The following is a 23299-nucleotide window of genomic DNA, read 5'->3' as shown; positions in this document are numbered from 1 at the left end:
AGATCCGAAGATGATCCATCTCGCTCGACGTACGCTTCTCGCCGCCGCCCTCGGCCTCGCCGTGGCGCTTCCCGCCCAGGCGCAGGACGCCAAGCCGACCGCCTCGATCGTCGTCGCATCGACCACCTCGACCCAGGATTCCGGCCTCTTCGGCTACCTCCTGCCGATCTTCACCAAGAAGACCGGCATCGAGGTGAAGATCGTGGCGCAGGGCACCGGGCAGGCCCTCGACACCGGCCGTCGCGGCGATGCCGACGTCGTCTTCGTCCACGCCAAGGCGGCGGAGGAGAAGTTCCTCTCCGAGGGCTTCTCCAAGGAGCGCAAGCCGGTGATGTACAACGACTTCGTGCTGATCGGCCCGAAGTCCGACCCGGCCGGCGTCGCGGGCGGCAAGGACATCGCCGCCGCGCTGACCGCGATCGAGACCAAGAAGGAGCCCTTCGTGTCGCGCGGCGACAAGTCCGGCACCCACATGGCCGAGCTGAAGCTCTGGAAGACGGCGAACGTCGACCTCGAGAAGGTTCGCGGCGACTGGTACCGCGAGATCGGCCAGGGCATGGGCGCCGCCCTCAACACCGCCTCGGCGATGAACGCCTATGTGCTCGCCGACCGCGCCACGTGGCTCAACTTCAAGAATCGCGGCGACCTCGCCATCGTCGTCGAGGGCGACAAGCGCCTCTTCAACCAGTACGGCGTGATGGTGGTGAACCCCGAGAAGTTCCCCACCGTGAAGGCGAAGGAGGCCGCCGCTTTCGTCGAATGGCTGACGGGACCGGAGGGACAGAAGACCATCGCCGACTATAAGATCGGCGGCGAACAGCTGTTCTTCCCCAACGCGAACCAGCCCGGCGCCTGACGCCCGGATCGGGCGCGGGATCGAAGGACGCCCGCGCCCGCCCCTTCGCGACGAGGACCCCATGGCCCAATTGACCGACGACGCCTTCGCCTTCGGCGGCGATCTCATGCGCATCGAGGAAGCCCTCGCCCATGTCGCGGCCCACGTGCCGCCGATCGCCGAGACCGAGCGCGTCGCCCTCGCCGCCGCCGACGGCCGCGTCCTCGCCCGCCCGCTCCTCGCGCCGGTCGACCTGCCGCCCTTCGACAATTCCGCCGTCGACGGCTGGGCCGTCGCCCACGCCGATCTCGCCCCCGAGGGGCCGACCGAGATGGAGGTCGGCGGTCGCGTCACCGCCGGTCACGGCGCCGGCCATCGCGCCGAACGCGGCCGCGCCGTGCGCATCTTCACCGGCGCGCCGATGCCGGAGGGCTGCGACACCGTCTTCATGCAGGAGGACGTCGCCGTCCTCGACGACGGCCGCGTCCGCCTGCCCGCCGGCCTGAAGCCCCGCGCCAACGCCCGCCCGCGCGGCGAGGACATCGCGAAGGGCACCGAGGCGCTCCCCGCCGGCCGCCGGCTCGACCCGCGCGACGTGGCGCTGGCCGCCGCCCTCGGCATCGCCGAGATCGAGGTGATCCGCCGCCCCCGCGTCGCGGTCTTCTCCACCGGCGACGAGATCCTCGAGCCCGGCCAGCCGCTCGCGCCCGCCTCGCTCTACGATTCCAACCGCTTCTCGCTGATGGCGATGCTCGCCCGCGCCGGCTGCCTCGTCACCGATCTCGGCATCCTGAAGGACGAGGTCGGCGAGACCGCCGCCCGTCTCGCCGCCGCCGCGCATGATCACGATCTCGTCGTCACCTCCGGCGGCGTCTCGACCGGCGAGGAGGATCACGTCAAGGCGGCGCTCGCGAAGGGCGGCTCGATGGTGTTCTGGCGCCTCGCCATCAAGCCCGGCCGTCCCGTCGCCATGGGCGTCGTCGACGGCGCCGCCTTCGTCGGCCTGCCCGGCAACCCGGTCGCCGTCTTCGTCACCTGGGCCCACGTGCTGCGTCCCGTCGTCGCGGCGCTCTCCGGGGCGACCGTCGCCCCCCTGCCGCGCCAGTCGGTGATCGCCGCCTTCGATTACAGGAAGAAGGCCGGCCGCCGCGAATATGTCCGCGTCTCGCTCGAGCTCGAGGACGGCCGTCTCGTCGCCCGGAAGTATCCGATCGACGGCGCCGGCGTCCTCACCTCGCTGACCCGCACCGACGGGCTCGTCGAACTCGCCGAGGAGACCACCCGCGTCGCCGCCGGCGATCTCGTGCCCTATCTCGACTACCGCCTGCTGGTGTGAGGTTTCGCCCCGCCAAATCGTTGTGAACATTCAGGCAAAACGCAATTTCCTTGCGATTCCCTCCCCCCGGCGAATAATGGACGAACCGGCCGCAAGAAACCGAAAGACGCCGGATCCCGGAGGGAATACGCGTGCCCATGGAGCCTTCGACCCTTTTGGAGAGAAGGCGAGCGAGGCCTTCGATCGCACCGTCGGACCGAGGCGTGCGCATCGCCGTCTCCATGCGGACCGACTCCGCCGCCGCGATCGAGGAGATCGTCGCGGCGATCGGCGACCTCGCCGACGTCGGTTTCCTGCTCGTCTTCGCCTCGTCGCATTACGATGCCGACGAGTTGGCCGAAGCCATGGCCACGCGCTGCCCCGGCCTGCCCCAGGCGGGTTGTTCGACCGCCGGTGAACTCGCGCCCCAGGGCCCGATCGAATCCGGTCTGGTCGCCCTCGCCTTCCTGAAGGACGACTTCCAGATCGTCTGCGCGCCGCTGCGCGCCCTCAGTCGTTTCGGCCTCGAGGAAGGCGGCGAGCTGGTCGCCGCGCTGCGCCGTCGCCTCGGCGGGGCGGCCGACGATCGCGATCTCTTCGGCCTCACCCTGCTCGACGGCCTGTGCCAGCGCGAGGAGGTCGTCCTCGCCGCGCTTCAGCGCGCGCTGCACGACATTCCCCTGGTCGGCGGCTCGACCGGCGACGATCTCTCCTTCCAGAACACCTTCGTGATCTGCGACGGCGAGGTGATCCGCGACGCCGGCCTCCTGATGCTGGTGCGCACCTCGCGGCCCTTCCGGGTCTTCAAGTCCGATCATTTCGAGCCGACCGCCACCAAACTGGTGGTCACGGCCTGCGATCCCGACAATCGGGTCGTCTCCGAACTCGACGCCGAGCCGGCCTGGGAGGCCTTCGCCGACGCCACCCGCCTCGACCGGACCGAGCCGAGCGGCAACGAATTCGCCGCCCACCCCCTGCTGGTGCGGGTCGGCGGGGAATATTACTGCCGCTCGATCCAGAAGATGAACATGGACGGCAGCCTGTCCTTCTACTGCGCCATCGACACCGGCGTGGTGCTGACCGTCGCCGAGACCCGTGACATGGTCGACGCGCTCGAGGAGACCCTGCTCCGTCTCGACGACGACCTCGACGGCATCGACTTCGTGCTCGGCTTCGACTGTGTCCATCGCAAGCTCGAGGCCGAGAGCCGCCAGATCCTCGGCCGCATCGCCGATCTCTTCCGCCGCTTCGCGGTGATCGGCTTCAACACCTATGGCGAACAATACAACGCCATGCACCTCAACCACACCTTCACCGGCGTCGCCTTCGGCCGCCGGCGGACGCCGTCATGACCGCGACGCACCCCGAAGGCGCGCGCCGTGGGCGCCGCCCGCCGCCCGCCGCGCCGCCACCGGCCGACCCGCCCGCCCCGACGACCGACGCCGCCGAGATCGCCCGCCTCGAGGCCCGCATCGCCAAGCTCGAGAAGATCAACGCCGTGCTGATCGACCGCGTCGAGCGCAGCGTCGACAGTCAGGCCAATGCCTTCTCGCTGTTCCAGACCACCATCGGCCTCGAGCGCCAGGTCCGCCTGCGCACCGACGAGTTGATGAACGCCCTGCGCAAGGTCGAGCAGATGAACGAGCAGTTGCTCGTCGCCAAGGACATGGCCGAGCGCGCCAACCGCTCCAAGACCCGCTTCCTCGCCCAGGCCGGTCACGACCTGCTGCAACCTCTCGCCGCCGCCCGGCTCTCGTCGAGCGCGCTCGCCGAATTGCAGAAGGACGCCGACGGACGCCGGCTGTCGCGTCAGGTCGAGCGCGCGCTCGCCACCATCGAGGGCCTGCTCAAGACCCTGCTCGACATTTCCCGCCTCGACGCCGGGGTGATGGTGCCGCAGATCACCAGCGTCGGCCTCGGCCAGCTCTTCGCCGATCTCGTCACCGATCACGCCCCCGTCGCCGAGCGGCGCGGCCTGCGCCTCACCATGATGCCGTCGAGCGCCCACGTCTCCACCGATCCGATCATGTTGACCCGGATCCTGCAGAACCTGATCGGCAACGCCCTGCGCTACACCGAGCGCGGCCGCGTCCTGGTCGGCGCGCGCCGGCGCGGCCGCCGCGTCCGCATCGACGTGATCGACACCGGCCCCGGCATCTCCGAGGATCAATACGCCACCGTCTTCGAGGAGTTCCACCGCGGCCGCGGCCAGACGCAGGACGGCGAGGTCGGCCTCGGGCTCGGTCTGTCGATCGTCCAGCGTCTCGCCGACGTCCTCGATCACACCGTCACCCTGACCTCGCGGGTCGGGCGCGGCACCCGCTTCTCCATCGAGATCGAACGGGCCGACCGGCCGCCGACCCCGACCTTCTCGCCCGCCGCCGTCAACGCCCTCGGCCGGCCCGGCTGGGGCATGGCCGGCGCCCTCGTCGCCGTGATCGACAACGATCCGGCGGTGCGCGAGGCGACGGTCGAACTGGTGCGGCAATGGGGCTGCGAGGCGATCCCCGCCGCCGGCGCCGCCGGCATCATCGCCCTCGTCGAGGAGAACGCCCGCCGCCCCGATCTGTTGCTGGTCGACTATCACCTCGACGACGAGACCGGCGTCGAGGCGATCGCCACCATGACCGAGGCCTGGGACCAGGAGGTCCCGGCGATCGTCATCACCGCCGACTACGGCCGCGAGATCGAGGAACGCCTCGCCGCCAACGGGCTCGAATTGATGCGCAAGCCCGTCAAACCGGCCGAGCTGCGCGCGCTGATGGCGCATCTCCTCGCCTGATACCCCCGCCGAGAGGGTTCACCGGCGCGGCGGCGTGAACCCGGTGTCGGGCTCCATGAAACGATCGAAGTCGATCTTGGCGGCCTCGATCACCGCCTGGGTGCGCGAGAACACGCCGAGCTTGCGCAGGATCTCCGAGACGTGCGCCTTGACGGTCGTTTCGCCGACGTCGAGCTCGTGGGCGATCTGCTTGTTGAGCAGGCCCTGGCGCAGCATCTGCAGCACCCGCATCTGCTGCGGCGTCAGGCTGGAGAGCCGCGTCATCAACTCGCCGTCCTCGAAGGCGACCGGCGCGCTGGCCTTCTCGAACCAGTCGGGCACATAGACCCCGCCCGCCAGCACCAGCGTGGCGGCGCGGGCGATCTCGCCCTTCTTGGCCGCCTTGGAGACGAAACCGGAGATGCCGTGCGACATCGCCTCGCGCACGATGCGCGGATCGTCGTGGGCCGAGACCACCAGGATCGGCAGGCGCGGAAAGCGCGTGCGCAGGAGCAGGAGCCCCTCGAAACCCGAGGTGCCCGGCAGCGACAGGTCGAGCAGCGCCAGATCGTAGCCGCGCCGCCGCCCCGCGATCATCTCCACCGCGTCGTCGATCGTCGTCGCCTCGTGGATCTCCGCCTTCTGGCTGACGACCCGCAACGCGATCTGGATCGCCTCACGGAACAAGGGATGATCGTCGATGATCAGAAAGTGATGCATGTTCGGCTCCCGGTTCCGGCTCGGCGGCGTTCTCCCGTGACGCCGCGACCGTCGCCGCTCTTCACAATGCCGCGCGGCGCGGCCGGTTGGAAGTCGCAATTCTCCGCGATGGAACCGCCGCCGCGCCCTCCTTTCGATCGAATTTCGCGCCGAAGACGCGAAACAGGGCGAGGTCGCCCCCGCCCTGTCCGGTCGAAATCGAGAGATCCGAAGGGATCAGAAGCCCTCGGACTCCTCCTCGGCGTCGGCGTCCGGCCCCTTGAGGCTCTTGAGCTTGGCGAAGATCTTGTCGGCGTCGAGATCGTCGGCCTCCTCGCCGCGCGATCCGGAACCGTAGTTGCCGGCGCCGACCAGCCCCTCCGGCGTCACCGTCTCGTCGACCGGCAGCAGGGTCGCCGCGCCGGGATCACCCGCCTCGCGGACCGGCATGCCCTTGGCCGCCTTCTCCACCTCGAGGTCGAGCTCGAGCTGCGAGCAGAGGCCGAGCGTCACCGGATCGGACGGGGCGAGATTGGCGGCGTTCCAATGGGTGCGCTCGCGGATCTGCTGGATCGTCGTCTTGGTGGTGCCGACGAGGCGCATGATCGCCGCGTCCTTGAGCTCGGGATGATTGCGCAGGAGCCACAGGATCGCGTTGGGGCGATCGTGACGGCGCGACACCGGCGTGTAGCGCGGGCCACGGCGCTTGGCTTCCGGCACCCGCACCTTGGGGTCGGCGAGCTTGAGGCGATGGTCGGGGTTCTTGACCGCCTTGTCGATCTCCTCGCGGGTCAGCTGCCCGGTGATGATCGGATCGAGACCCTTGATGCCCTGGGCCGCCTCGCCGTCGGCGATCGCCTTCACCTCGAGCGGATGCAGCCGGCAGAAGGCCGCGATCTGGTCGAAGGAGAGCGCCGTGTTCTCGACCAGCCAGACGGCGGTGGCCTTGGGCATCAGCGGAGTGTTCGTCGGGGTCGCCATCGGATGGACCTTCCTCGTGGCTTCCCCCGGCCGGCAGGACGGGAGAAGCGGATGCGGATCGAATGATCGGGGATGACCCTCTATAGCGCGAGCGCGGACTCCGCGCAAATCCGCATTAATGAGGGGGTTCCCCGTAGGTCATGCCGTCAGGATGATCTTGCCGACGTGAGCATTGGTCTCCATGCGCCGGTGCGCTTCGACGACCTCCGCCAAGGGATGGGTGGAATCGACCACCACCTTCACCCGGCCGGCCTCGATCAAGGGCCAGACCTTTTCACGCAGCGCCGCCGCGATCGCCCCCTTGAAGGCGGCGTCGCGGGCGCGCAGCGTCGAGCCGGTGTGGGTCAGCCGCTTCAGCATCACCCGCATGAAGTTCACCGTCGCCTTCGAGCCGCGCAGGAAGGCGATCTGGACGATGCGCCCTTCGACGGCGGCGGCCTCGTGGTTCCTCTCGATATAGTCGCCACCGACCATGTCGAGGATCACGTCGGCACCCTTGCCGCCCGTGAAATCCTTGACCTCCTTCACGAAATCCTGCTCGCGATAGTCGATGGCGAGATCGGCGCCGAGCGCGCGGCAGCGGTCGCATTTCGCCGCCCCGCCGGCGGTCGCGATCACCGTCGCGCCGAAGGCCTTGGCGAGCTGGATCGCGGTGACGCCGATCCCGGAAGTGCCGCCGTGGATCAGGAACACCTCGCCCGGCTTCAGCCGCGCCCGATCGAACACGTTCGACCACACGGTGAAGAAGGTCTCGGGGATGCCCGCCCCCTCGACCATCGAGAGCCCCTTCGGCAGCGGCAGGACACAGCGCGCGTCGACCACCGCCCATTCGGCGTAACCGCCGCCGGAGAGCAGCGCCACCACCGCGTCGCCGAGCGCGAAGCCGCTCACCCCCTCGCCCAGCACCGCCACCGTGCCGGCGATCTCGAGGCCCGGAATGTCGGAGGCGCCCTTGGGCGGCGGATAGCCGCCCTCGCGCTGGAGCACGTCCGGCCGGTTGACCCCGGCCGCCGCCACCTTGACCAGGATCTCACCGGGGCCCGGCGCCGGCACCGCGCGCGTCTCGGCGACGAGCGCCTCCGGCCCGCCGGGGGTCGGCACGGCGATCACGGTCTGGGTGGCGGGGATCGAGGTCATGGGAACGTCTCCTGCGGGCCCTCCCTCACGCCCGGTCGGCCGAGGGAACGGCGAAGCGTCGGTCAGAACGAAGAACCGTCCTTGCGGGTGAAGGTGTAGCGGCGGCCGTCCTCGGAACGGCCGCGAATGTCGAGATCGGCATAGGTGACGTCGTCGCCCGGGGTCCGGTCGCCGACCACCAGGATCAGCGCGTCGCGGTCGCCGTGATTGACGAAGCGATGGGTCGTGCCGCCCCCGGCCGGAAAACCGGCGCAGGTGCCCGGCCGCAGGATCTGCACGCCCTCGTCGGTCTCCATGGTGACGTCGCCCTCCAGCACCCAGACGAATTCGTCCTGGGCGGAATGGGCATGGCGATAGGACGACTGCCCGCCCGGCTCGATCCGCGTCAGCGTCACGCCGAAGCGCGTCAGCCCGACCGCGTCGCCGAGCCGCCGGTTCCAGCGGTGGCGATTGGGCTCGGCGAGCGGCTCGGGATAGGCGGTGGCATTGCTTTCGGCGACGTCGAAGGGATCGAAGGCGGGCATGCGAGGTGCGGCCATGGGAACCTCCCGAAACGATGGAGCGTGAGGCTACCCCCTGCCCCGGCTTCTGTCATACCGAGCTTGCGAAGTTTCGATCTTTTCGAAACTTCGCGGGCGAAGGCAAGCCCGAACGGGCGCCGGCCGGTCAGGCCGCGACCACATGAAAGTCCGACCTGTCGGGCTTTCATGTGACGGGTGTCACTTCCGCGCGAGAGAGGGAACCTCGACCGTGTGGACGGTCTCCACCACGCCGTTGGGATGGACCGTGGCGCGCACCATCGTCGCCTCCCACCGCCGTCGCCCGGCCACCCACAAGGGCGTGCCGGCCCCGAGCAGGATCGGGATCTGGAAGAGGTGGATCCGCCGCACCAGCCCGGCGTCGAGAAAGGCGCGGATCGGCCCGCCGCCGCCCACCACCCAGATCCGCTTGAGCCCGGCCCGCTCGCAGTCGACCGCGATCTCCACCGCCGAACGGTCGTCGAAGACGGCGAGCCCGTCCTCGTCGAGGCGCGGCCCCTTGGTCATCACGAAACAGGCCTTGCCGCGATAGGGCCACTCGGGAAAGCGTCGGCACTCGCGATAGGTGACCGAGCCCATCACCACCGCGTCGATGCCGGCGATGAAGGCCTCCCAGCCGTAATCCGCCGCGTCGAACGGCTTCAGCCAATCGATCGAGCCGTCGCGATCGGCGATGAACCCGTCGATCGACTGGGCGATGTAGACGACGACCTCGGGCATGGCGGCTGTCCCTCGCGCGGTTTGGCGGAACCCACGACCGAGTTCTATACTGAGTCGCGACGGACGGGGCGAACCGACCCCGCGCGACCGGCGGACGTGGCCATGGCCTTCATCGACGACGAACCCGTGAAGAAGAAGACCGCCCACGAGATCGGGCAGGACGTCGCCCTCGTCTCGATCGGCGAGTTGGAAGAGCGCATCGCTCTGCTGCGTGCCGAGATCACGCGCCTCGAGACCGAGGTGGAGAAACGCCGCGCCTCGCGCTCCGCCGCCGAATCCGTGTTCCGCCTTTGACCGCGACCCCGCTCCCCGCGCCGCCGGCCGAAACGGCGCGAGCCTTCGCCGCCGACCGCGTCGCGGTCGTGGACCTGCGTCTCACCGACTTCCGCAACCACGCCACCGCCGAGATCTCCTCCGACGGCCGCCACGTCGTGCTCGCCGGCGACAACGGCACCGGCAAGACCAATCTGCTCGAGGCGCTGTCGCTGCTGACCCCCGGCCGCGGCTTCCGCCGCGCCCGCCTCGACGAGATGGCGCGGATCGGCGGCTCCGGCGGTTGGAGCCTCTTCGCCCGCCTCGACGGCCCCGACGGCGCCGTGCGCATCGGCACCGGCGCGGAACCCGGCACCGGCGACGACGAGAGCCGCCAGCGCCGCGTCCGCATCGACGGCGTCGCCGCCCGCTCCACCGACGAGTTGCTCGACCATTGCCGGGTGCTGTGGCTGACCCCGGCGATGGACGGGCTCTTCACCGGCCCCGCCGCCGATCGCCGCCGCTTCCTCGACCGCCTCGTCCTCGCCGTCGACCCCGGCCACGGCGCCCGCGTCTCGGCTTACGAGAAGGCGATGCGCGGCCGCAACCGCCTGCTCGAGGACGACCGTCTCGATCTCGACTGGCTCACCGCGATCGAGGACCAGATGGCCGAACTCGGCGTCGCCGTCGCCTCCGCTCGGGTCGAGACCGTCGCCTGCCTGGAACGTCTGATCGAGGCGACCCGCGCCGACGCGCCCTTCCCCCACGCCGAACTGGCGCTCGAGGGCGACCTCGAGGCGATGGTGGCGCGAGGCGGCCCCTCCGCCGAGGCCGAGGATCTCTGGCGCGCCCGCCTCGCCGAGACGCGCCGCCGCGACAAGGCCGCCGGCCGCACGCTCGACGGACCGCACCGCGCCGATCTCGCCGTCCGCCACGGCCCCAAGGCGATGCCGGCCCATCTCTCCTCGACCGGCGAACAGAAGGCGTTGCTGCTGGGCCTCGTCCTCGCCCATGCCCGCCTCGTCGGCGAGACCACCGGCCGCGCGCCGCTCCTCCTCCTCGACGAGATCGCCGCCCATCTCGACCCGCGCCGGCGCGGCGAACTCTTCGACGTGCTGGAGGCGCTCGGCTCGCAATGCTGGATGACCGGCACCGACGCGACCGCCTTCGAGGCGCTCGGCGATCGCGCCTCGCTCTGGACGCTGGCCGGCGGCCGGATCGACCAGACCCGCTGAAGTCGTCGCGAACGGCCTCATACCGAGCTGGGGACGTTTCGACCCGTTCGAGACATCCCGAGCGAAGGCAAGCCCGACCGAGCGTCGGCCGGTCAGGCCGAGACCTCGGAAAATCCCGACGGGTCGGGATTTTCCGAGAGTGGTATCACCCGGCGTCCGTCCTCCACGAGCCGCCGCACCAGGTCGAGCAGCACCTCGGCACCGGCGACGAGATCGGCGGCGTCGGTGTGTTCGCGCGGGTTGTGGCTGATGCCGTCGCGGCTCGGCACGAAGATCATCGCCGCCGGACAGATCCGCGCCAGCATCTGCGCGTCGTGCCCCGCCCCCGACGTCATCCGCCGGCACGAGAGCCCACGCGCCGCCGCCGCCGCCTCGATCCGCGCGACGAGACCCACGTCGAACACCACCGGCTCGAACCGCGCCAGCCGCTCGACCGAGACCCGGAACCCTTCCGCGACCAATCCGTCGAGATGGGCCGCCAGCGCCGCCTCCTCCTCCCGCAACCGGGTCTCGTCGGGATCACGCAGATCGACGGTGAAGACCGCCCGCGACGGCACCACGTTGATCACGTCGGGCGCAAACCGCATCCGCCCGACCGTCGCCACCGTCGGCGTGTTCGAGCGGTTCGCCCGATCGGCCAGGAAGGCGACGGTGCGCGCCGCGGCGAGCCCGGGGTCGCGGCGCATCGTCATCGGCGTGGTGCCGGCGTGATTGGCGGTGCCCTCGATCGTCACCTCCTGCCAGGAGATGCCCTGGAGATTTTCCACCGCGCCGATCCGCACGCCCTCGCGATCGAGGATCGGCCCCTGCTCGATGTGCAGCTCGACATAGGCGGCGGGCCTGAAATGGCCGGGGTCCACCGTGCCGGCTGCGCCGATCCGCGCCAGCTCGTCGCCGAGCCGGGCGCCGTCGACCCCGACGGTGGCGAGCGCCGTGTCGAGATCGAGCCCGCCGACGAAGACCAGCGAGCCCAACATGTCCGGCGCGAAGCGGGCACCCTCCTCGTTGGTGAAGGCGGCGACGACGATCGGCCGCGCCGTCCGAACCCCCGCCGCCTTCAGGGTCTCGATCACCTCGAGCGCTCCGAGCACGCCGTAACAGCCGTCGAGCATGCCGGCGTTCACGACGCTGTCGATATGCGAGCCGAGGAGCAGCGGCGCCTCGGCCTCGTTCTCCGGCGTCGACCAGCGCCCGAAGACGTTGCCGATCCGATCGACCGTGACCGAGAGCCCCGCCGCCTCCATCCAGCCCATGAGCGCCGCCCGCCCGGCCCGGTCGGCGTCGGTCGCGGCGAGACGCGCGAGACGGCCCTCGCCGTCGCGGCCGATGGCGCCGAGCGCCGAGAGACGTCCGAGGAGACGGGCGCCGTCGAGAATGGCCGTGGTCATGCCCGCGCCTCCCGATCACCCGCGACGACCGGAACCGGCTCGCCCATCAGCGCCGCCCACCGCGCGGGATCCGTCGCCCCTTCCGTGTTGATCACCAGGATCCGCGACCCCGCGTCGATCCCGAGCGCCGCCCGCGTCGCCGGATCGCCCGCCGTCTGCAGGAAGCCGGCGAGACCGACACCGCCGCTCTCGCCGGCGACGATCACCGGATCGCCCGGCTCGGGATGAGCGAGACGCCGCATCACCGCGATCGCCTCGTCCTCCTCGACCGTCACGAACCCCTCGGCGACCCGCGACAGAACCCTCCAGGCGATCAACGACGGCTCGAAACAATCGAGCATCGCCATGATCGTCGGCTCGCCCGGCTCGAGCTTGACCGGCCGGCCCGCCCGCGCCGTCTCGAACATGCACGGTGCCCGCGCCGGATCGACCACCACGAAGGCCGGCCGCGCGGCCCCGAGCGCCGTCGCCATGTGGCCGGCGACCGCCGCCGCGATGCCGCCGACGCCGCATTGCACGAAGACATGGGTCGGCGGCGCCTCGAGCGCGTCGAGCGCTTCCGCGACCAACGCCGTGTAGCCCTGCATCACCAGACCGGGAATGCGCTCGTAGCCCGGCCACGACGTGTCGGAGACGAGCGTCCAGCCCTCCCACGCCGCCACCCGCGCCGCCTCGGCGACGCTCTCGTCGTAGGAGCCGGCGACCCGCACCATTTCCGCCCCGAGAGCGGCGATGGCGGCGATTCGCCCCTCGCTGACCCCGGCGTGGACGAAGACCACCGATCGCGCCCCGACCAGCCCCGCCCCTTGCGCGACCGAACGGCCATGATTGCCGTCGGTGGCGCAGGCGAAGGTGAGCCCCGCCGCCACCGCCCGCACCTCGGGCGAGCCGATCTCCTCGACCGCGACCGCCCGGCCGAGCCGGCGCGACGCCTCCTCGAGCACCAGCCGCACCACCGCGTGCGCCCCACCGAGCGCCTTGAAGCTGCCGAGGCCGAGCCGGCCGCTCTCGTCCTTGACCGTGATCGCCGCGACCCCGGTCGCCCGCGCGAGCCCGGTGAGACGGCGAAGCGGCGTCGGCGCGTAGCCCGGCCGATGGGCGAGCAGGCGCAAGGCCTCCGCCGCCGCCTCGGGGCCGAGAGCGGCGGCATCGGCGGGGTCGAGCGCGTGCCCGTGGTCGGGGTGGGTATTGGCGAGAAACATCGGCATCTCCTCGGTCGATCGACGAGACGATATTGCGTGCGTGACGAAATTCGGACTGAATCTGAGGCCCTCCGGCGCAAGTTTGTTTCGCCGCCGGCCCGACCCGCGAGGACCGTCCGTGCCCGCCCCCGATCTCGACCGCTTCGATCGCGCCATTCTCGCCATCCTCCAACGCGACGCCCGCACGCCCCAGCGCGTCATCGGCGAGGCGGTCGCCCTCTCCGCCCCCGCCGTCCAGCGTCGCATCCGCCGGCTCGAGGAGGCCGGCGTCATCCGCGCCAACGTGGCGGTGGTCGAACCGGCCCTGGTCGATCGCGGCCTCACCATCATCGTCGAGGTCGAACTCGACAGCGAACGCGCCGACCGCATAGACGCCGCCAAACGCGCCTTCCTGGCGGCGCCCGAGGTCCAGCAGTGCTGGTACGTCACCGGCGAGGCCGACTTCGTTCTGGTCGTGCTGGTGGCGACCATGGCCGACTACGAGGCCCTCACCCGGCGCCTCTTCTTCGCCGACGCCAACATTCGAAAATTCCGCAGTCTGGTCGCCATGGACCGGGTCAAGACCGGCCTCGCCGTGCCGATCGACCCGTGAACCGGCCCCTCGATGCACCGGCGCGCGACGTCCCTGCGGTTCCGCATTGCCCTTCGTCGCGGATTCGACTAAGGATGGGAGCAGGACATAGACGGTCCCACCATGTGGCAAGGAAGCCTCTGATTCCCGTTTCGGCGGGGACAGGGGCTTTTTTATTGGATAATGACCCGATGGACGGCGCCTGGCGGATTGGAATGCTCTACTCGCGGAGCGGCGTGACGGCCGGCATCGAGAGCACGCAGGCGAACGGTACGTTGCTCGCCGTCGAACAGATCAACGCCGCCGGCGGTGTTCTCGGACGCCCGCTCGAGCCGGTGATCTACGATCCCGCCTCCTCGCCGCGCCTCTACGGCCAGCTCGCCGCCAAGCTCCTCGGCGAGGACGGGGTCCGCTCGATCTTCGGCTGCTACATGTCGTCGACCCGCAAGGCGGTGATGCCCGAGATCGACGCCCATCGCGGCCTGCTCTTCTACGCGACGCTCTACGAGGGGTTCGAATATCACCCCCGTATCTTCTACACCGGCGCCGCGCCGAACCAGAATTCGATGCAGCTCGCCCGCTACATCATGGAGAACTACGGCCACCGCTTCCTGTTCATCGGTTCGAACTACATCTTCCCCTACGAATCGAACCGGGTGATGGCCGATCTGGTGCGGCAGGTGAAGGGGCGCGTGCTGGACGAGGTCTATGTGCCGCTGGATTGCCAGCCCTCCGACTTCGACCGCGTCATCCGCCTGATCCGCAAGCACGAGCCCGACGTGGTCTTCTCCACCGTGGTCGGCAAGGGCACGGCGATGTTCTACACCGCCTTCCACGAGGCCGGTTTCGACGCCGAGAAGATGCCGATCGCCAGCCTGACCACCAGCGAGGCGGAGATCGCCGAGATGTCGCCGGGCGTCGCCTGTTGCCATCTGACCGCCGCCCCCTTCTTCGAGGGGCTCGAGACGCCGGCGGCCCGGCAGTTCGTTGCGAGCTTCAAGGCGCGTTTCGGGGCCGATGCCCCGGTCACCGCCTGCGCCGAGGCCGCCTATTTCCAGGTCATGCTCTATGCCGAGGCGCTGACCCGCGCCGGCAGCGACGATCCGGAGGCGCTGGTGCCGCATCTGCTCGGCCTCGAATACGATGCGCCGCAGGGCCGCATCCGCATCGACCCCGACAACCACCACACCGAACTGTGGCCGCGGGTGGCGCGCGTCGACCGGAACGGCCGTTTCGAGGTGGTGTGGAACCCGGAGGTCAGAATCAAGCCCGAACCCTATTTCGTCGAGCCGACACTCGACGACTGGACGTTCGCTCGACTTCGGATCAAGAAGTAGATCGGCAGGGATCCCCGTGAGCGTTCAAATTCTCCGCGATCTTCGTGGGCTGCGCATCCAGGTGATCCATCCCCCGGATCGCGAGGGCGTGGCTCTCGTCGAGCATCTGCGGCGCATCGGCTGCAACTGCGAGACGACCTGGCCGCTGCCCGAGGACATCAGCCCGTCCGCCGACGTCGTGATCCTGTCGGTCGACCATGAAGGCCGCGACCGGATTCTGAAGCTGGTGCGCGGCATCCAGGGCCGGGCCCCGACCCTCCTCGCGGTCGTCTCCTACGAGAACCCCAGCACGCTCCAGGTGGTGCTCGAATGCGGCGCTCAGGCGGTGATCGATCGCCCGATCCGCCCCTTCGGCCTCCTCACCAACCTCACCATCGCCCGCGTCCTCTGGCTCGAACGGGTCGAGGCGGAAAAGCGCATCCGCAAGCTCGAACGCAAGCTCTCCGGCAACAACCGCATCTCCAAGGCCAAGGCGATCCTGATGGAGAGCGCCGGCCTCAGTGAACAGGAGGCTTACGACAGCCTCCGGCAGCAGGCCATGTCGAAGAGACTACCCATGGATGAAATGGCCGACGCGATCGTCAATGCGCACGACCTATTGAAATCGACCCGTAAAGGTGCTTAACTTCAGAAACGAAGTCGAGGCGGGTCACCCGCTCGCGATTTTGTATACGGCGTCGTGACAATGGAGTTACGAGCCACGTGGCTGGGCAGCCCGTTTCACTCCTGACCGGAGTGGACGGGCTTTTTTATTGCCCGGTCGGAGCCGACAGGGGCGTCGGCGTTCCAGATCATCTTTCTCGACCCGCGGCTTCATTTGCGCGGGCTCGGGAGAATTCACCCCGAAGGGATGTCCTTTCGGCAACGGACGGCGTGTGCCCGCGGGACGGGACCATGCCCGATCGAGATCACGACAGAGGGCCGTCATGAAACTGAACCGCCGTGAATTCTTCAAGAACACCGCGCTCGCCGGCGCGGGCATGATCGCCGCGCCCGCCGTTCTGGGTTCGAGCGCCGCCGCCGCCGAGGAGATCCCGGTCGGCGTCCTGTTCTCCCACACCGGGGGCCTGTCGATCATCGAGAAGTCACTCAACGACGCGACCCTGATGGCGATCGCCGAAATCAACGAGAAGGGCGGCATCAACGGCCGCAAGATCAAGCCGATCATCGAGGACGGCGCCTCCGACCCCAAGACCTTCAACGAGAAGGCCTCCAAGCTGGTGGTGCGCGACCGCGTCGTCTCCGCCTTCGCCTGCTACACCTCGGCGAGCCGCAAGGCGGTGCTGCCGGTGTTCGAGAAGCGCAACAACCTGCTCTTCTACCCGACCTATTACGAAGGCTTCGAGTGCTCGAAGAACGTCGTCTACACCGGGTCGACCCCGAACCAGCAGCTCTCTGTCTTCATCCCCTGGATCATCAACACGCTCGGCAAGAAGAAGTTCTTCATCGTCGGATCGAACTACATCTATCCGCGTGAGATGGCGAAGGTCTGCAAGATCCTGATCGAGAAGAATGGCGGCGAGTGGGTCGCCGACGAATATCTCGAGCTGGGCCATTCCGAATGGGGCTCGATGGTCAACAAGATCAAGTCGTCGGGCTGCGACGTGGTCCTGTCGAACGTGGTCGGCGATTCGGTGGTCGCCTTCTATCGCGAGTTCAAGAACCAGGGCCTCAGCCACGACAAGCTGCCGATCTGCGCCTCGGTCACCTCCGAGGTCGAGATCGCGGCGATGGGCGCGGAATACGCCGCCGGCTCCTACACGTCCTTCCCCTATTTCCAGGCGATCGACAGCGACCGCAACAAATCCTTCGTCGAGCGCTACCGCGCCTACGTCAAGGATCCCAAGGCGGTCACCCATCACGCGATGGAATCGGCCTATTTCCAGGTCTATCTGTTCGCGCAGGCCGCCGCCAAGGCCGGCGACAAGCTGACCCCGGAGACGATCCGCGCCGCCGTTCTCGGCCAGGAATTCGACGCCCCCAACGGGCACGTCAAGGTCGACGCCGAGAACCAGCACACCTACCTCACCCCGCGCATCGCCCAGTGGCAGGCCGACGGCCAGGGCAAGATCGTCCAGCAGCTCGACGCGCCGATCCGCCCGCTGCCCTACGTCGCCTACGGCGAGACCGAGACCGGCCTCTACTGCAAGGCGAGCGGCCTCGACAGCACGAAGCTGAAGCTCTGATCGGCCGAGCCGCGCCTCTCCGGCCGCCGAAACGCGGCGGCCGGACCTCCCTTCATCGACACCGCGAGGAACCGTCGTGGTCGACACATTGTTCATCGGCCTGAGCCTGGGCTCGATCCTGCTCCTGGTGGCCCTCGGCCTCACCATCACCTACGGCGCCATGGGGGTCATCAACATGGCCCACGGCGAGATGGTGATGATCGGCGCCTATACCACCGTTCTCTCCGGCATCTACCTGGGGGCCAACCTCCTGGTGGCGATGCCGATCGCCTTCGTCATCTCCGCCGGCCTCGGCTGGGCGATCGAGAAGGTTCTGGTGCGCAGGCTCTACGGCCGCCTGATCGACACGCTTCTGGCGACCTGGGGCGTCGCCCTGGTCCTGCAACAGGCGGTACGGCTCGAATTCGGCCTGTCCTTCCTCGGCATCCACGTCGAGGGGCTCGGACCGGGGCTGCAGAACGTCGACGTGCCCGACTTCCTGCGCGGAACGATCACCATCCTCGGCACCGAGGTCAACGGCTACCGCGCCTTCATCATCCTCGTCACCGTGGTGATGACGGCCGTCACCTGGCTGATCATGAACCGCACCCCGATCGGCATGCAGGTGCGCGCGGTGATGCGCAACCGCTCCATGGCAGCCGCCTGCGGCATCGACGTCGCCCGCGTCAACGCGCTCACCTTCGCCTACGGCTCCGGCCTCGCCGGCATCGCCGGGGTGATGATGTCCGGCTTCAAGACCGTCTTCCCCGACATGGGCGCGCCGATGGTCGTCGACGGCTTCATGGTGGTCGTGGTCGGCGGCGTCGGCTCGCTGCTCGGCGCGGTCGCCGCCTCCGGCCTCCTCGGCGAGATCAACGGCCTCGTCGCCGCCGTGACCAACGACATCCTGGCCCGCGCCGTCGTCTTCGGCACCGTCATCGTGGTGATCGTGCTGATGCCCCGTGGCCTGTTCTCCTTCAAGGGGCGTTGAGATGACCCTACCGCGTTCCGTCACCATCGCCGCCTACGCGAGCTTCGTCGCCGCCCTGATGCTGCTGCCGCTGGTGGTGAGCGATCCGTTCTGGCTCAACCGCTTCGCCAAATATTGCGTCTACGGCATCCTCGGCGTCTCGATCGCGCTCTCCTGGGGCTATGCCGGGGTGCTGAACCTCGGCCAGGGTCTCTTCTTCGGCCTCGGCGCCTACATGATCGCCATGTCGCTGAAGCTCGCCTCGGCGACCAGCCTCCAGCAGGGCTCGACCACGCCGCTCCCCGACTTCATGTTGTGGAACTCCGAGCCCGGCGCCGTCACCGACCTGTGCTGCATCAACAAGGGGTCCTTCCTGTGGATCCCCTTCCAGTGGCAATGGTTCGGCGTCGCCATGGGCCTCGCCCTGCCGACGCTGGTGGCCGGCATCCTCGGCGCGGTGATCTTCCGCAAGCGCATCGCCGGGGTGTTCGTCTCGATCATCACCCTCGCCCTGGTGCTGCTGGTCCGCCTCGTCCTGATCGACGCGCAACCGATCACCAACGGCTTCAACGGCCTCACCGACCTCGGTTGGTTCACCGTCGCCGGCTTCGAGTTCGACCCCTATGTGACGCCCACCTATTATCTGGTGGCGGTGTCGCTGTCGGTGGTCCTGATCGGCGCCCGCCTCTTGGTCGAGACCCGCGCCGGCCTGATCCTCCAGGCGATCCGCGACGACGAGAACCGGGCCCGCTACCTCGGCTTCGACGTGCCGGCCTATCAGATCTTCTTCTTCTGCGTCTCGGCCCTGATCGCCGGTTTCGCCGGCATGCTCTACGTGCTCGCCGCCGAATTCGCCTCGCCGACCTTCATGGACCTGACCTTCTCCATCACCATGGTGGTGTGGGCGGCGGTGGGCGGACGCTCGTCGATCCTGGGGGCCTGCATCGGCGCCATGCTGATCAACACCATCGAGGCGTCGATGAGCGAATCCGCCACCTTCATGGAGGCCTGGAAGGTCGTCATCGGCCTGATGTTCATCCTCGTCGTCCTCTACCTGCCGCGCGGCATCGCCGGCGTCGTCAAGGACGGCATCGGACGCCTCCTCGGTCGCCGCGCGGTCGCCGCCGCGCCGGTCGTCGCGGCCGGCGAGTGAGGAGAAGACCATGAGCAACAAGTCCGCACTGACGATCGAGGAGATCGGCGTCGACTTCTCCGGCTTCAAGGCGGTCGACGGCGTGTCGATGGTGGTCGAGGAGGGCGAACTGCGCGTCCTGCTCGGCGCCAACGGCGCCGGCAAGACCACCCTGATGGATCTCGTCTCCGGCAAGACCAAGTCCACCCAGGGCCGCGTCTTCGTCGAGGACACCGAGATCACCAACCGCGAGGAACACGAGATCGCCCGCGCCGGCATCGGCCGCAAGTTCCAGATCCCCAGCGTCTTCCGCGACCTCACCGTCCGCCGCAATCTCGAGGTGGCGAGCTGCCTCACCCCCGGCGTCTTCGCCAATCTCGGCTTCGGCTTCCCGGCCGAGGATCGCGATCGGGTCGACGAGGCGCTCGAACTCGCGGGCCTGCGCGAGCAGGCCGGCCGGCGCGCCGGCGAGCTGAGCCACGGCCAGACCCAATGGCTCGAACTGGCGATGCTGATCGTCCAGAACCGCAAGATCATCCTGCTCGACGAACCCACCGCCGGCATGACCCAGGCGGAGACCTTCAAGACCTCGCAGATCATCAACGGCCTCAAGGGGCGCCACACCCTGGTGGTGGTGGAGCACGACATGGCCTTCGTCCGCGAGATCGCCGAGAAGATCACCGTTCTCCACCTCGGCAAGGTCCTCGCCGAGGGCCGCATCCACGACATCGAGCGCAACGAAGAGGTCCGCAGGGCCTATCTCGGATCGAAGGGGATCGCCTGATGCTGAAGCTCAGCGGTGTCGACAGCTACTACGACCGCAGCCACGTCCTGCACGACTTCTCGCTCGAGGTCCCGGACCACGGCATCCTGGCGGTGCTCGGCCGCAACGGCGTCGGCAAGACCACGGCGATGAAGACGATCATGGGCCTGACCGACCGGGCGACCGGCTCGATCACCCTCGACGACGTCGACCTGTCGCAGGCGACCACCCACGAGCGCGCCCGCGCCGGCATCGGCTACGTGCCCCAGGGCCGCGAGATCTTCCCCGACTTCTCGATCCGCGAGAACATCCTGATGGGCTGTTTCGCCCGTCCCGACGGCGTCCGGCGGATCCCGGATCTGGTCCCCCACCTCTTTCCCTATCTGCAGGACAATCTCGACCGCCCCGGCGGCGTCCTGTCCGGCGGCCAGCAACAACAATTGGCGATCGCCCGCGCCCTCGCCACCGACCCCAAGGTCCTGCTTCTCGACGAACCCTGCGAGGGTATCCAGCCGTCGATCGTCGAGGAGATCGAGAACATCATCCTCGAGATCAACAAGAAACACGGCATCGCCGTCGTGCTCGTCGAACAGAACGTCGAATTCGCCCGCCGCGCCTGTGATCGCTTCGTGATCGTCGAAAAGGGACACGTCGCGGCCTCCGGCACGCCCGAAGACCTCACCCGGGAGGTGGTCCACACCTACCTCTCGGTCTGACCTCCCGCATCCGCACGCCCACCACGCGACCCGACGTCCGCGAGCCCCGCTCGCGGCGAACGGGGAGCCATACCTCGAGAAGACAGGAGACCGTCATGCTTCACGGAGACATCATTTCCACCGCCGACACCGTCGGCGTCGCCGTCGTCAACTACAAGATGCCGCGGATCCACACCAAGGCCGAGATCATCGACAACTGCCGCAAGATCGCCGACATGGTGGTGGGCATCAAGCAGGGTCTTCCGGGTCTCGATCTGATCGTCTTCCCGGAATATTCCAGCCACGGCATCATGTACGACAGCAAGGAGATGTACGAGAACGCCGCCTCCATTCCCGGCGACGAGACCGACATCTTCGCCGAGGCCTGCCGCAAGGCCAAGGTCTGGGGCGTGTTCTCGCTGACCGGCGAGCGCCACGAGGAGCACCCCAACAAGGCGCCCTACAACACCCTCATCCTGATGAACGACAAGGGTGAGATCGTCCAGAAGTACCGCAAGATCATGCCCTGGGTGCCGATCGAGGGCTGGTATCCCGGCGACTGCACCTATGTCACCGAGGGCCCGAAGGGCCTCAAGATCTCGCTGATCATCTGCGACGACGGCAACTACCCGGAGATCTGGCGCGACTGCGCGATGCGCGGCGCCGAGCTGATCGTCCGCTGCCAGGGCTACATGTATCCGGCCAAGGAACAGCAGGTGATCATGGCCCGCGCCATGGCCTGGGCCAACAACGTCTATGTGGCGGTCGCCAACTGCGCCGGCTTCGACGGCGTCTACACCTATTTCGGCCATTCGATGCTGGTCGGCTTCGACGGCCGCACGCTCGGCGAATGCGGCGAGGAGGAGTACGGCATCCAGTACGCCCAGCTCTCCACCTCGCTGATCCGCGACGCCCGCAAGAACGGTCAGGCGCAGAACCACCTCTTCAAGCTCGTGCACCGCGGCTACACCGGCATGATCAACTCCGGTGACGGCGATCGCGGCACCGCCGCCTGCCCCTACGACTTCTACAAGAAGTGGGCGGCCGATCCGGAAGGCACCCGCGAGATGGTCGAGGCGATGACCCGCACCACCGTCGGCTCCGAGGAATGCCCGATCGAGGGCATCCCCCACAAGGTCACCCATCGCTGACGTCGCATCGCCCCGGACCGTCCGAGGTCCGGGGCCCCTGCCCGGACGCCACGGCCGAACCGCCGTGTTGCCGAACGCCTTCTCCTTTCCCGTTCCACGAACCCAAGGGGTCACCGATGACGAACGTCGACACCAAGTCGCACGAAGGCCACAGCACCCTCGAGATCGTCGAGGAAGACGTCGACAAGCTGCTCGGCGAAGAATACGAGCACGTCCCGGTTCCGGCCGCCGCGCGCCGCAGCCTCTTCTCGGTCACCATGGTGTGGCTGGGCTTCCCGATGATCATCACCGGCGCCATGACCGGGTCCCTGCTGGTGCTCGGCATGGGCTTCAAGCGCGCGCTCCTCGCCATGATCATCGGCAATCTGCTGATGTTCGCCTATGTCGGCGCCCTCGGCGTGCTCGGCACGCGGCGCGGCGTCAACTTCGCCCTGCTCGCCTCGGTCGTGTTCGGCCGCAAGGGCTACGTCTTCGCCTCCGGCCTGCTCTCGACGCTGCTGCTCGGCTGGTACGCCGTCCAGACCGGCATCACCGGCGCGCTGGTCAGCAGCACCTACGGTCTCAACTACGTGCTGATGACCACCATCGCCGGCGTGCTCTACATCGCCATCACCTTCGTCGGCGTGCGCGGCCTGCACTGGATCGGCATGGTCTCGGTGCCGCTCTTCGTGGTGCTCGGCCTGTGGGTGGTCGGCGACGTCACCGCCAAGGTCGGCGTCTCCGCGATCCTCGACTACGCCGGCAACAACGGCACCGCCACCATGTCGATGGGCGTCGGCCTGACCGTCGTTCTGGCGCTCTTCATCGACGCCGGTACCGTCACCGCCGACTTCAACCGTTGGGCCAAGGATCCGAAGTCGTCGCTGATCGCCACCTTCAGCGCCTTCCCCTTCGCCAACATGGTCGCCATGCTGGTCGGCGGCATCATGACCGCCGCTCTCGCCGTGCCGAACGCCAATCCCTTCGGCAACGACAACATGTTCGGCTACCTGAACGGCATGCAGCTCACTTGGCTCAGCGTGCTCGCCTTCGCCTTCCTCTACTGCAACCTCGGTTCGGTCTGTTCGCACTGCCTCTACAACGCCGCCACCGGCTGGTCGCGCATCGTCGGCAGCCACATGCGTCTCCTGGCGATCATCCTCGGCGTGATCGGCATCGTCGTCGCCGCCGGCAACGTCTGGGCGTTCTTCATCCAGTGGCTGTCGCTTCTGGGCATCCTGGTACCGCCGATCGGTGCGATCATCCTGGTCGACCAGTACCTCCTGCGCCCCAAGGCCGAGATCGACGCCGATTGGCGCGGGACCGCCTTCCTGGCCTGGGCGGTCGGCTCGATCGTCGCCTTCCTCGTCGAGGAGACGGCGCCCTTCCTGTCGACGGCGATCTCCGCCGCCGTGGTCGCGGCCGTCGCCTACTGGCTCCTCTCGCAGCGGGGTCGGGCGACCGCCTGACCT

The 23299-nt window shown here is 68.6% G+C and carries 23 protein-coding genes; 16 read left to right on the top strand and 7 right to left on the bottom strand.

Annotated elements, in window-relative coordinates; all coding sequences use genetic code 11:
• Positions 1–10: 10 nt before the first annotated feature.
• From J3S89_RS01630 to J3S89_RS01615, 4 genes are all read left to right on the top strand, one after another.
• Positions 11–856 carry an ABC transporter substrate-binding protein gene (locus J3S89_RS01630; RefSeq protein WP_217925731.1) on the top strand — a complete coding sequence of 282 codons (846 nt, stop codon included), beginning with the start codon at positions 11–13 and terminating at the stop codon, positions 854–856.
• Positions 857–917: 61 nt separating this feature from the next.
• Positions 918–2171 (top strand): molybdopterin molybdotransferase MoeA, encoded by a 1254-nt coding sequence (locus tag J3S89_RS01625; RefSeq protein ID WP_217925730.1) that lies wholly within the window; start codon positions 918–920, stop codon positions 2169–2171.
• Positions 2172–2392: 221 nt separating this feature from the next.
• Positions 2393–3502: an FIST N-terminal domain-containing protein gene (locus tag J3S89_RS01620; protein WP_217925729.1), complete on the top strand. Its 1110-nt coding sequence runs from the start codon at positions 2393–2395 to the stop codon at positions 3500–3502.
• The gene (locus tag J3S89_RS01615; protein WP_217925728.1) at positions 3499–4932 is read left to right on the top strand and encodes a NahK/ErcS family hybrid sensor histidine kinase/response regulator; all 1434 of its coding nucleotides are present in this window, start codon (positions 3499–3501) and stop codon (positions 4930–4932) included. The genes J3S89_RS01620 and J3S89_RS01615 overlap by 4 nt, the downstream gene beginning before the upstream one ends.
• An 18-nt stretch (positions 4933–4950) precedes the next feature.
• Here J3S89_RS01615 and J3S89_RS01610 read toward each other — a convergent pair whose 3' ends face one another.
• The 5 genes from J3S89_RS01610 to J3S89_RS01590 all read right to left on the bottom strand — a co-directional run bounded on the left by J3S89_RS01610 (position 4951) and on the right by J3S89_RS01590 (position 8987).
• Positions 4951–5631, bottom strand: coding sequence for a response regulator transcription factor (locus J3S89_RS01610; RefSeq protein ID WP_217925727.1), 681 nt, complete (start codon positions 5629–5631; stop codon positions 4951–4953).
• 216 nt (positions 5632–5847) lie between these two features.
• A complete protein-coding gene (locus J3S89_RS01605) occupies positions 5848–6591 on the bottom strand; it encodes a DUF1013 domain-containing protein (RefSeq protein WP_230488896.1) in 744 nt (247 codons plus the stop codon).
• 138 nt (positions 6592–6729) lie between these two features.
• Positions 6730–7728: an NAD(P)H-quinone oxidoreductase gene (locus J3S89_RS01600; protein ID WP_217925726.1), complete on the bottom strand. Its 999-nt coding sequence runs from the start codon at positions 7726–7728 to the stop codon at positions 6730–6732.
• A gap of 62 nt (positions 7729–7790) precedes the next feature.
• Complete coding sequence (locus J3S89_RS01595) at positions 7791–8267, bottom strand: cupin domain-containing protein (protein WP_217925725.1); 477 nt, start codon at positions 8265–8267, stop codon at positions 7791–7793.
• A 180-nt stretch (positions 8268–8447) separates the two neighbouring features.
• The gene (locus J3S89_RS01590) at positions 8448–8987 is read right to left on the bottom strand and encodes a dihydrofolate reductase family protein (RefSeq protein ID WP_217925724.1); all 540 of its coding nucleotides are present in this window, start codon (positions 8985–8987) and stop codon (positions 8448–8450) included.
• Between the two features lie 102 nt (positions 8988–9089).
• Between J3S89_RS01590 and J3S89_RS01585 the strand changes: the two genes are divergently transcribed.
• Together J3S89_RS01585 and recF are read left to right on the top strand one after the other, a co-directional pair.
• Positions 9090–9281 carry a DUF1192 domain-containing protein gene (locus J3S89_RS01585; RefSeq protein ID WP_217925723.1) on the top strand — a complete coding sequence of 64 codons (192 nt, stop codon included), beginning with the start codon at positions 9090–9092 and terminating at the stop codon, positions 9279–9281.
• Positions 9278–10474, top strand: a complete 1197-nt coding sequence (gene recF, locus J3S89_RS01580; protein ID WP_217925722.1) for a DNA replication/repair protein RecF — start codon at positions 9278–9280, stop codon at positions 10472–10474. Before J3S89_RS01585 ends, recF begins: the two co-directional genes overlap by 4 nt.
• Before the next feature lie 92 nt (positions 10475–10566).
• Here the strand turns inward: recF and J3S89_RS01575 are convergent, their stop codons facing one another.
• Together J3S89_RS01575 and J3S89_RS01570 are read right to left on the bottom strand one after the other, a co-directional pair.
• The gene (locus J3S89_RS01575; RefSeq protein WP_217925721.1) at positions 10567–11862 is read right to left on the bottom strand and encodes a Zn-dependent hydrolase; all 1296 of its coding nucleotides are present in this window, start codon (positions 11860–11862) and stop codon (positions 10567–10569) included.
• Positions 11859–13064: a diaminopropionate ammonia-lyase gene (locus tag J3S89_RS01570; protein WP_217925720.1), complete on the bottom strand. Its 1206-nt coding sequence runs from the start codon at positions 13062–13064 to the stop codon at positions 11859–11861. Before J3S89_RS01570 ends, J3S89_RS01575 begins: the two co-directional genes overlap by 4 nt.
• A gap of 118 nt (positions 13065–13182) precedes the next feature.
• Between J3S89_RS01570 and J3S89_RS01565 the strand changes: the two genes are divergently transcribed.
• From J3S89_RS01565 to J3S89_RS01520, 10 genes are all read left to right on the top strand, one after another.
• Complete coding sequence (locus tag J3S89_RS01565; protein ID WP_217925719.1) at positions 13183–13656, top strand: Lrp/AsnC family transcriptional regulator; 474 nt, start codon at positions 13183–13185, stop codon at positions 13654–13656.
• A gap of 170 nt (positions 13657–13826) precedes the next feature.
• Entirely contained in the window at positions 13827–14972 is a 1146-nt protein-coding gene (locus tag J3S89_RS01560) for a transporter substrate-binding domain-containing protein (RefSeq protein ID WP_230488895.1), read from the top strand.
• 16 nt (positions 14973–14988) lie between these two features.
• Positions 14989–15597, top strand: coding sequence for an ANTAR domain-containing response regulator (locus J3S89_RS01555; RefSeq protein ID WP_217925718.1), 609 nt, complete (start codon positions 14989–14991; stop codon positions 15595–15597).
• 301 nt (positions 15598–15898) lie between these two features.
• Positions 15899–17158, top strand: a complete 1260-nt coding sequence (locus J3S89_RS01550; protein WP_217925717.1) for a transporter substrate-binding domain-containing protein — start codon at positions 15899–15901, stop codon at positions 17156–17158.
• A 76-nt stretch (positions 17159–17234) separates the two neighbouring features.
• Complete coding sequence (gene urtB, locus J3S89_RS01545) at positions 17235–18128, top strand: urea ABC transporter permease subunit UrtB (RefSeq protein ID WP_217925716.1); 894 nt, start codon at positions 17235–17237, stop codon at positions 18126–18128.
• A gap of 1 nt (position 18129) precedes the next feature.
• Positions 18130–19260, top strand: coding sequence for an urea ABC transporter permease subunit UrtC (gene urtC, locus J3S89_RS01540; RefSeq protein ID WP_217925715.1), 1131 nt, complete (start codon positions 18130–18132; stop codon positions 19258–19260).
• Positions 19261–19270: 10 nt separating this feature from the next.
• Entirely contained in the window at positions 19271–20023 is a 753-nt protein-coding gene (urtD, locus tag J3S89_RS01535) for an urea ABC transporter ATP-binding protein UrtD (protein WP_217925714.1), read from the top strand.
• Positions 20023–20718 carry an urea ABC transporter ATP-binding subunit UrtE gene (urtE, locus tag J3S89_RS01530; protein ID WP_217925713.1) on the top strand — a complete coding sequence of 232 codons (696 nt, stop codon included), beginning with the start codon at positions 20023–20025 and terminating at the stop codon, positions 20716–20718. Before urtD ends, urtE begins: the two co-directional genes overlap by 1 nt.
• A 95-nt stretch (positions 20719–20813) precedes the next feature.
• Positions 20814–21848 (top strand): aliphatic amidase, encoded by a 1035-nt coding sequence (locus J3S89_RS01525; protein ID WP_217925712.1) that lies wholly within the window; start codon positions 20814–20816, stop codon positions 21846–21848.
• Positions 21849–21964: 116 nt separating this feature from the next.
• On the top strand, positions 21965–23296 hold the full coding sequence (locus J3S89_RS01520) for a purine-cytosine permease family protein (RefSeq protein ID WP_217925711.1): 1332 nt from the start codon (positions 21965–21967) through the stop codon (positions 23294–23296).
• Positions 23297–23299 lie beyond the last annotated feature (3 nt).

Source organism: Pinisolibacter aquiterrae (assembly GCF_019160155.1).
Classification (GTDB): Bacteria; Pseudomonadota; Alphaproteobacteria; order Rhizobiales; family Ancalomicrobiaceae; genus Pinisolibacter; species Pinisolibacter aquiterrae.
The sequence above is the reverse complement of the archived record's forward strand: the minus strand, read 5'-3'. Positions and strand labels throughout refer to the sequence as shown.

Bases quoted from the DNA above. Each gene is read 5' to 3' on its own strand.
- J3S89_RS01605 (WP_230488896.1), bottom strand. From the start codon at position 6,591: ATGGCGACCCCGACGAACACTCCGCTGATGCCCAAGGCCACCGCCGTC.
- J3S89_RS01615 (WP_217925728.1), top strand. From the start codon at position 3,499: ATGACCGCGACGCACCCCGAAGGCGCGCGCCGTGGGCGCCGCCCGCCG.
- J3S89_RS01560 (WP_230488895.1), top strand. From the start codon at position 13,827: ATGGACGGCGCCTGGCGGATTGGAATGCTCTACTCGCGGAGCGGCGTG.
- J3S89_RS01585 (WP_217925723.1), top strand. From the start codon at position 9,090: ATGGCCTTCATCGACGACGAACCCGTGAAGAAGAAGACCGCCCACGAG.
- urtE (WP_217925713.1), top strand. From the start codon at position 20,023: ATGCTGAAGCTCAGCGGTGTCGACAGCTACTACGACCGCAGCCACGTC.
- J3S89_RS01595 (WP_217925725.1), bottom strand. From the start codon at position 8,267: ATGGCCGCACCTCGCATGCCCGCCTTCGATCCCTTCGACGTCGCCGAA.
- J3S89_RS01600 (WP_217925726.1), bottom strand. From the start codon at position 7,728: ATGACCTCGATCCCCGCCACCCAGACCGTGATCGCCGTGCCGACCCCC.
- J3S89_RS01610 (WP_217925727.1), bottom strand. From the start codon at position 5,631: ATGCATCACTTTCTGATCATCGACGATCATCCCTTGTTCCGTGAGGCG.
- J3S89_RS01590 (WP_217925724.1), bottom strand. From the start codon at position 8,987: ATGCCCGAGGTCGTCGTCTACATCGCCCAGTCGATCGACGGGTTCATC.
- J3S89_RS01525 (WP_217925712.1), top strand. From the start codon at position 20,814: ATGCTTCACGGAGACATCATTTCCACCGCCGACACCGTCGGCGTCGCC.
- urtD (WP_217925714.1), top strand. From the start codon at position 19,271: ATGAGCAACAAGTCCGCACTGACGATCGAGGAGATCGGCGTCGACTTC.
- J3S89_RS01575 (WP_217925721.1), bottom strand. From the start codon at position 11,862: ATGACCACGGCCATTCTCGACGGCGCCCGTCTCCTCGGACGTCTCTCG.
- J3S89_RS01520 (WP_217925711.1), top strand. From the start codon at position 21,965: ATGACGAACGTCGACACCAAGTCGCACGAAGGCCACAGCACCCTCGAG.
- J3S89_RS01570 (WP_217925720.1), bottom strand. From the start codon at position 13,064: ATGTTTCTCGCCAATACCCACCCCGACCACGGGCACGCGCTCGACCCC.
- J3S89_RS01620 (WP_217925729.1), top strand. From the start codon at position 2,393: ATGCGGACCGACTCCGCCGCCGCGATCGAGGAGATCGTCGCGGCGATC.
- J3S89_RS01630 (WP_217925731.1), top strand. From the start codon at position 11: ATGATCCATCTCGCTCGACGTACGCTTCTCGCCGCCGCCCTCGGCCTC.
- urtC (WP_217925715.1), top strand. From the start codon at position 18,130: ATGACCCTACCGCGTTCCGTCACCATCGCCGCCTACGCGAGCTTCGTC.
- J3S89_RS01550 (WP_217925717.1), top strand. From the start codon at position 15,899: ATGAAACTGAACCGCCGTGAATTCTTCAAGAACACCGCGCTCGCCGGC.
- J3S89_RS01625 (WP_217925730.1), top strand. From the start codon at position 918: ATGGCCCAATTGACCGACGACGCCTTCGCCTTCGGCGGCGATCTCATG.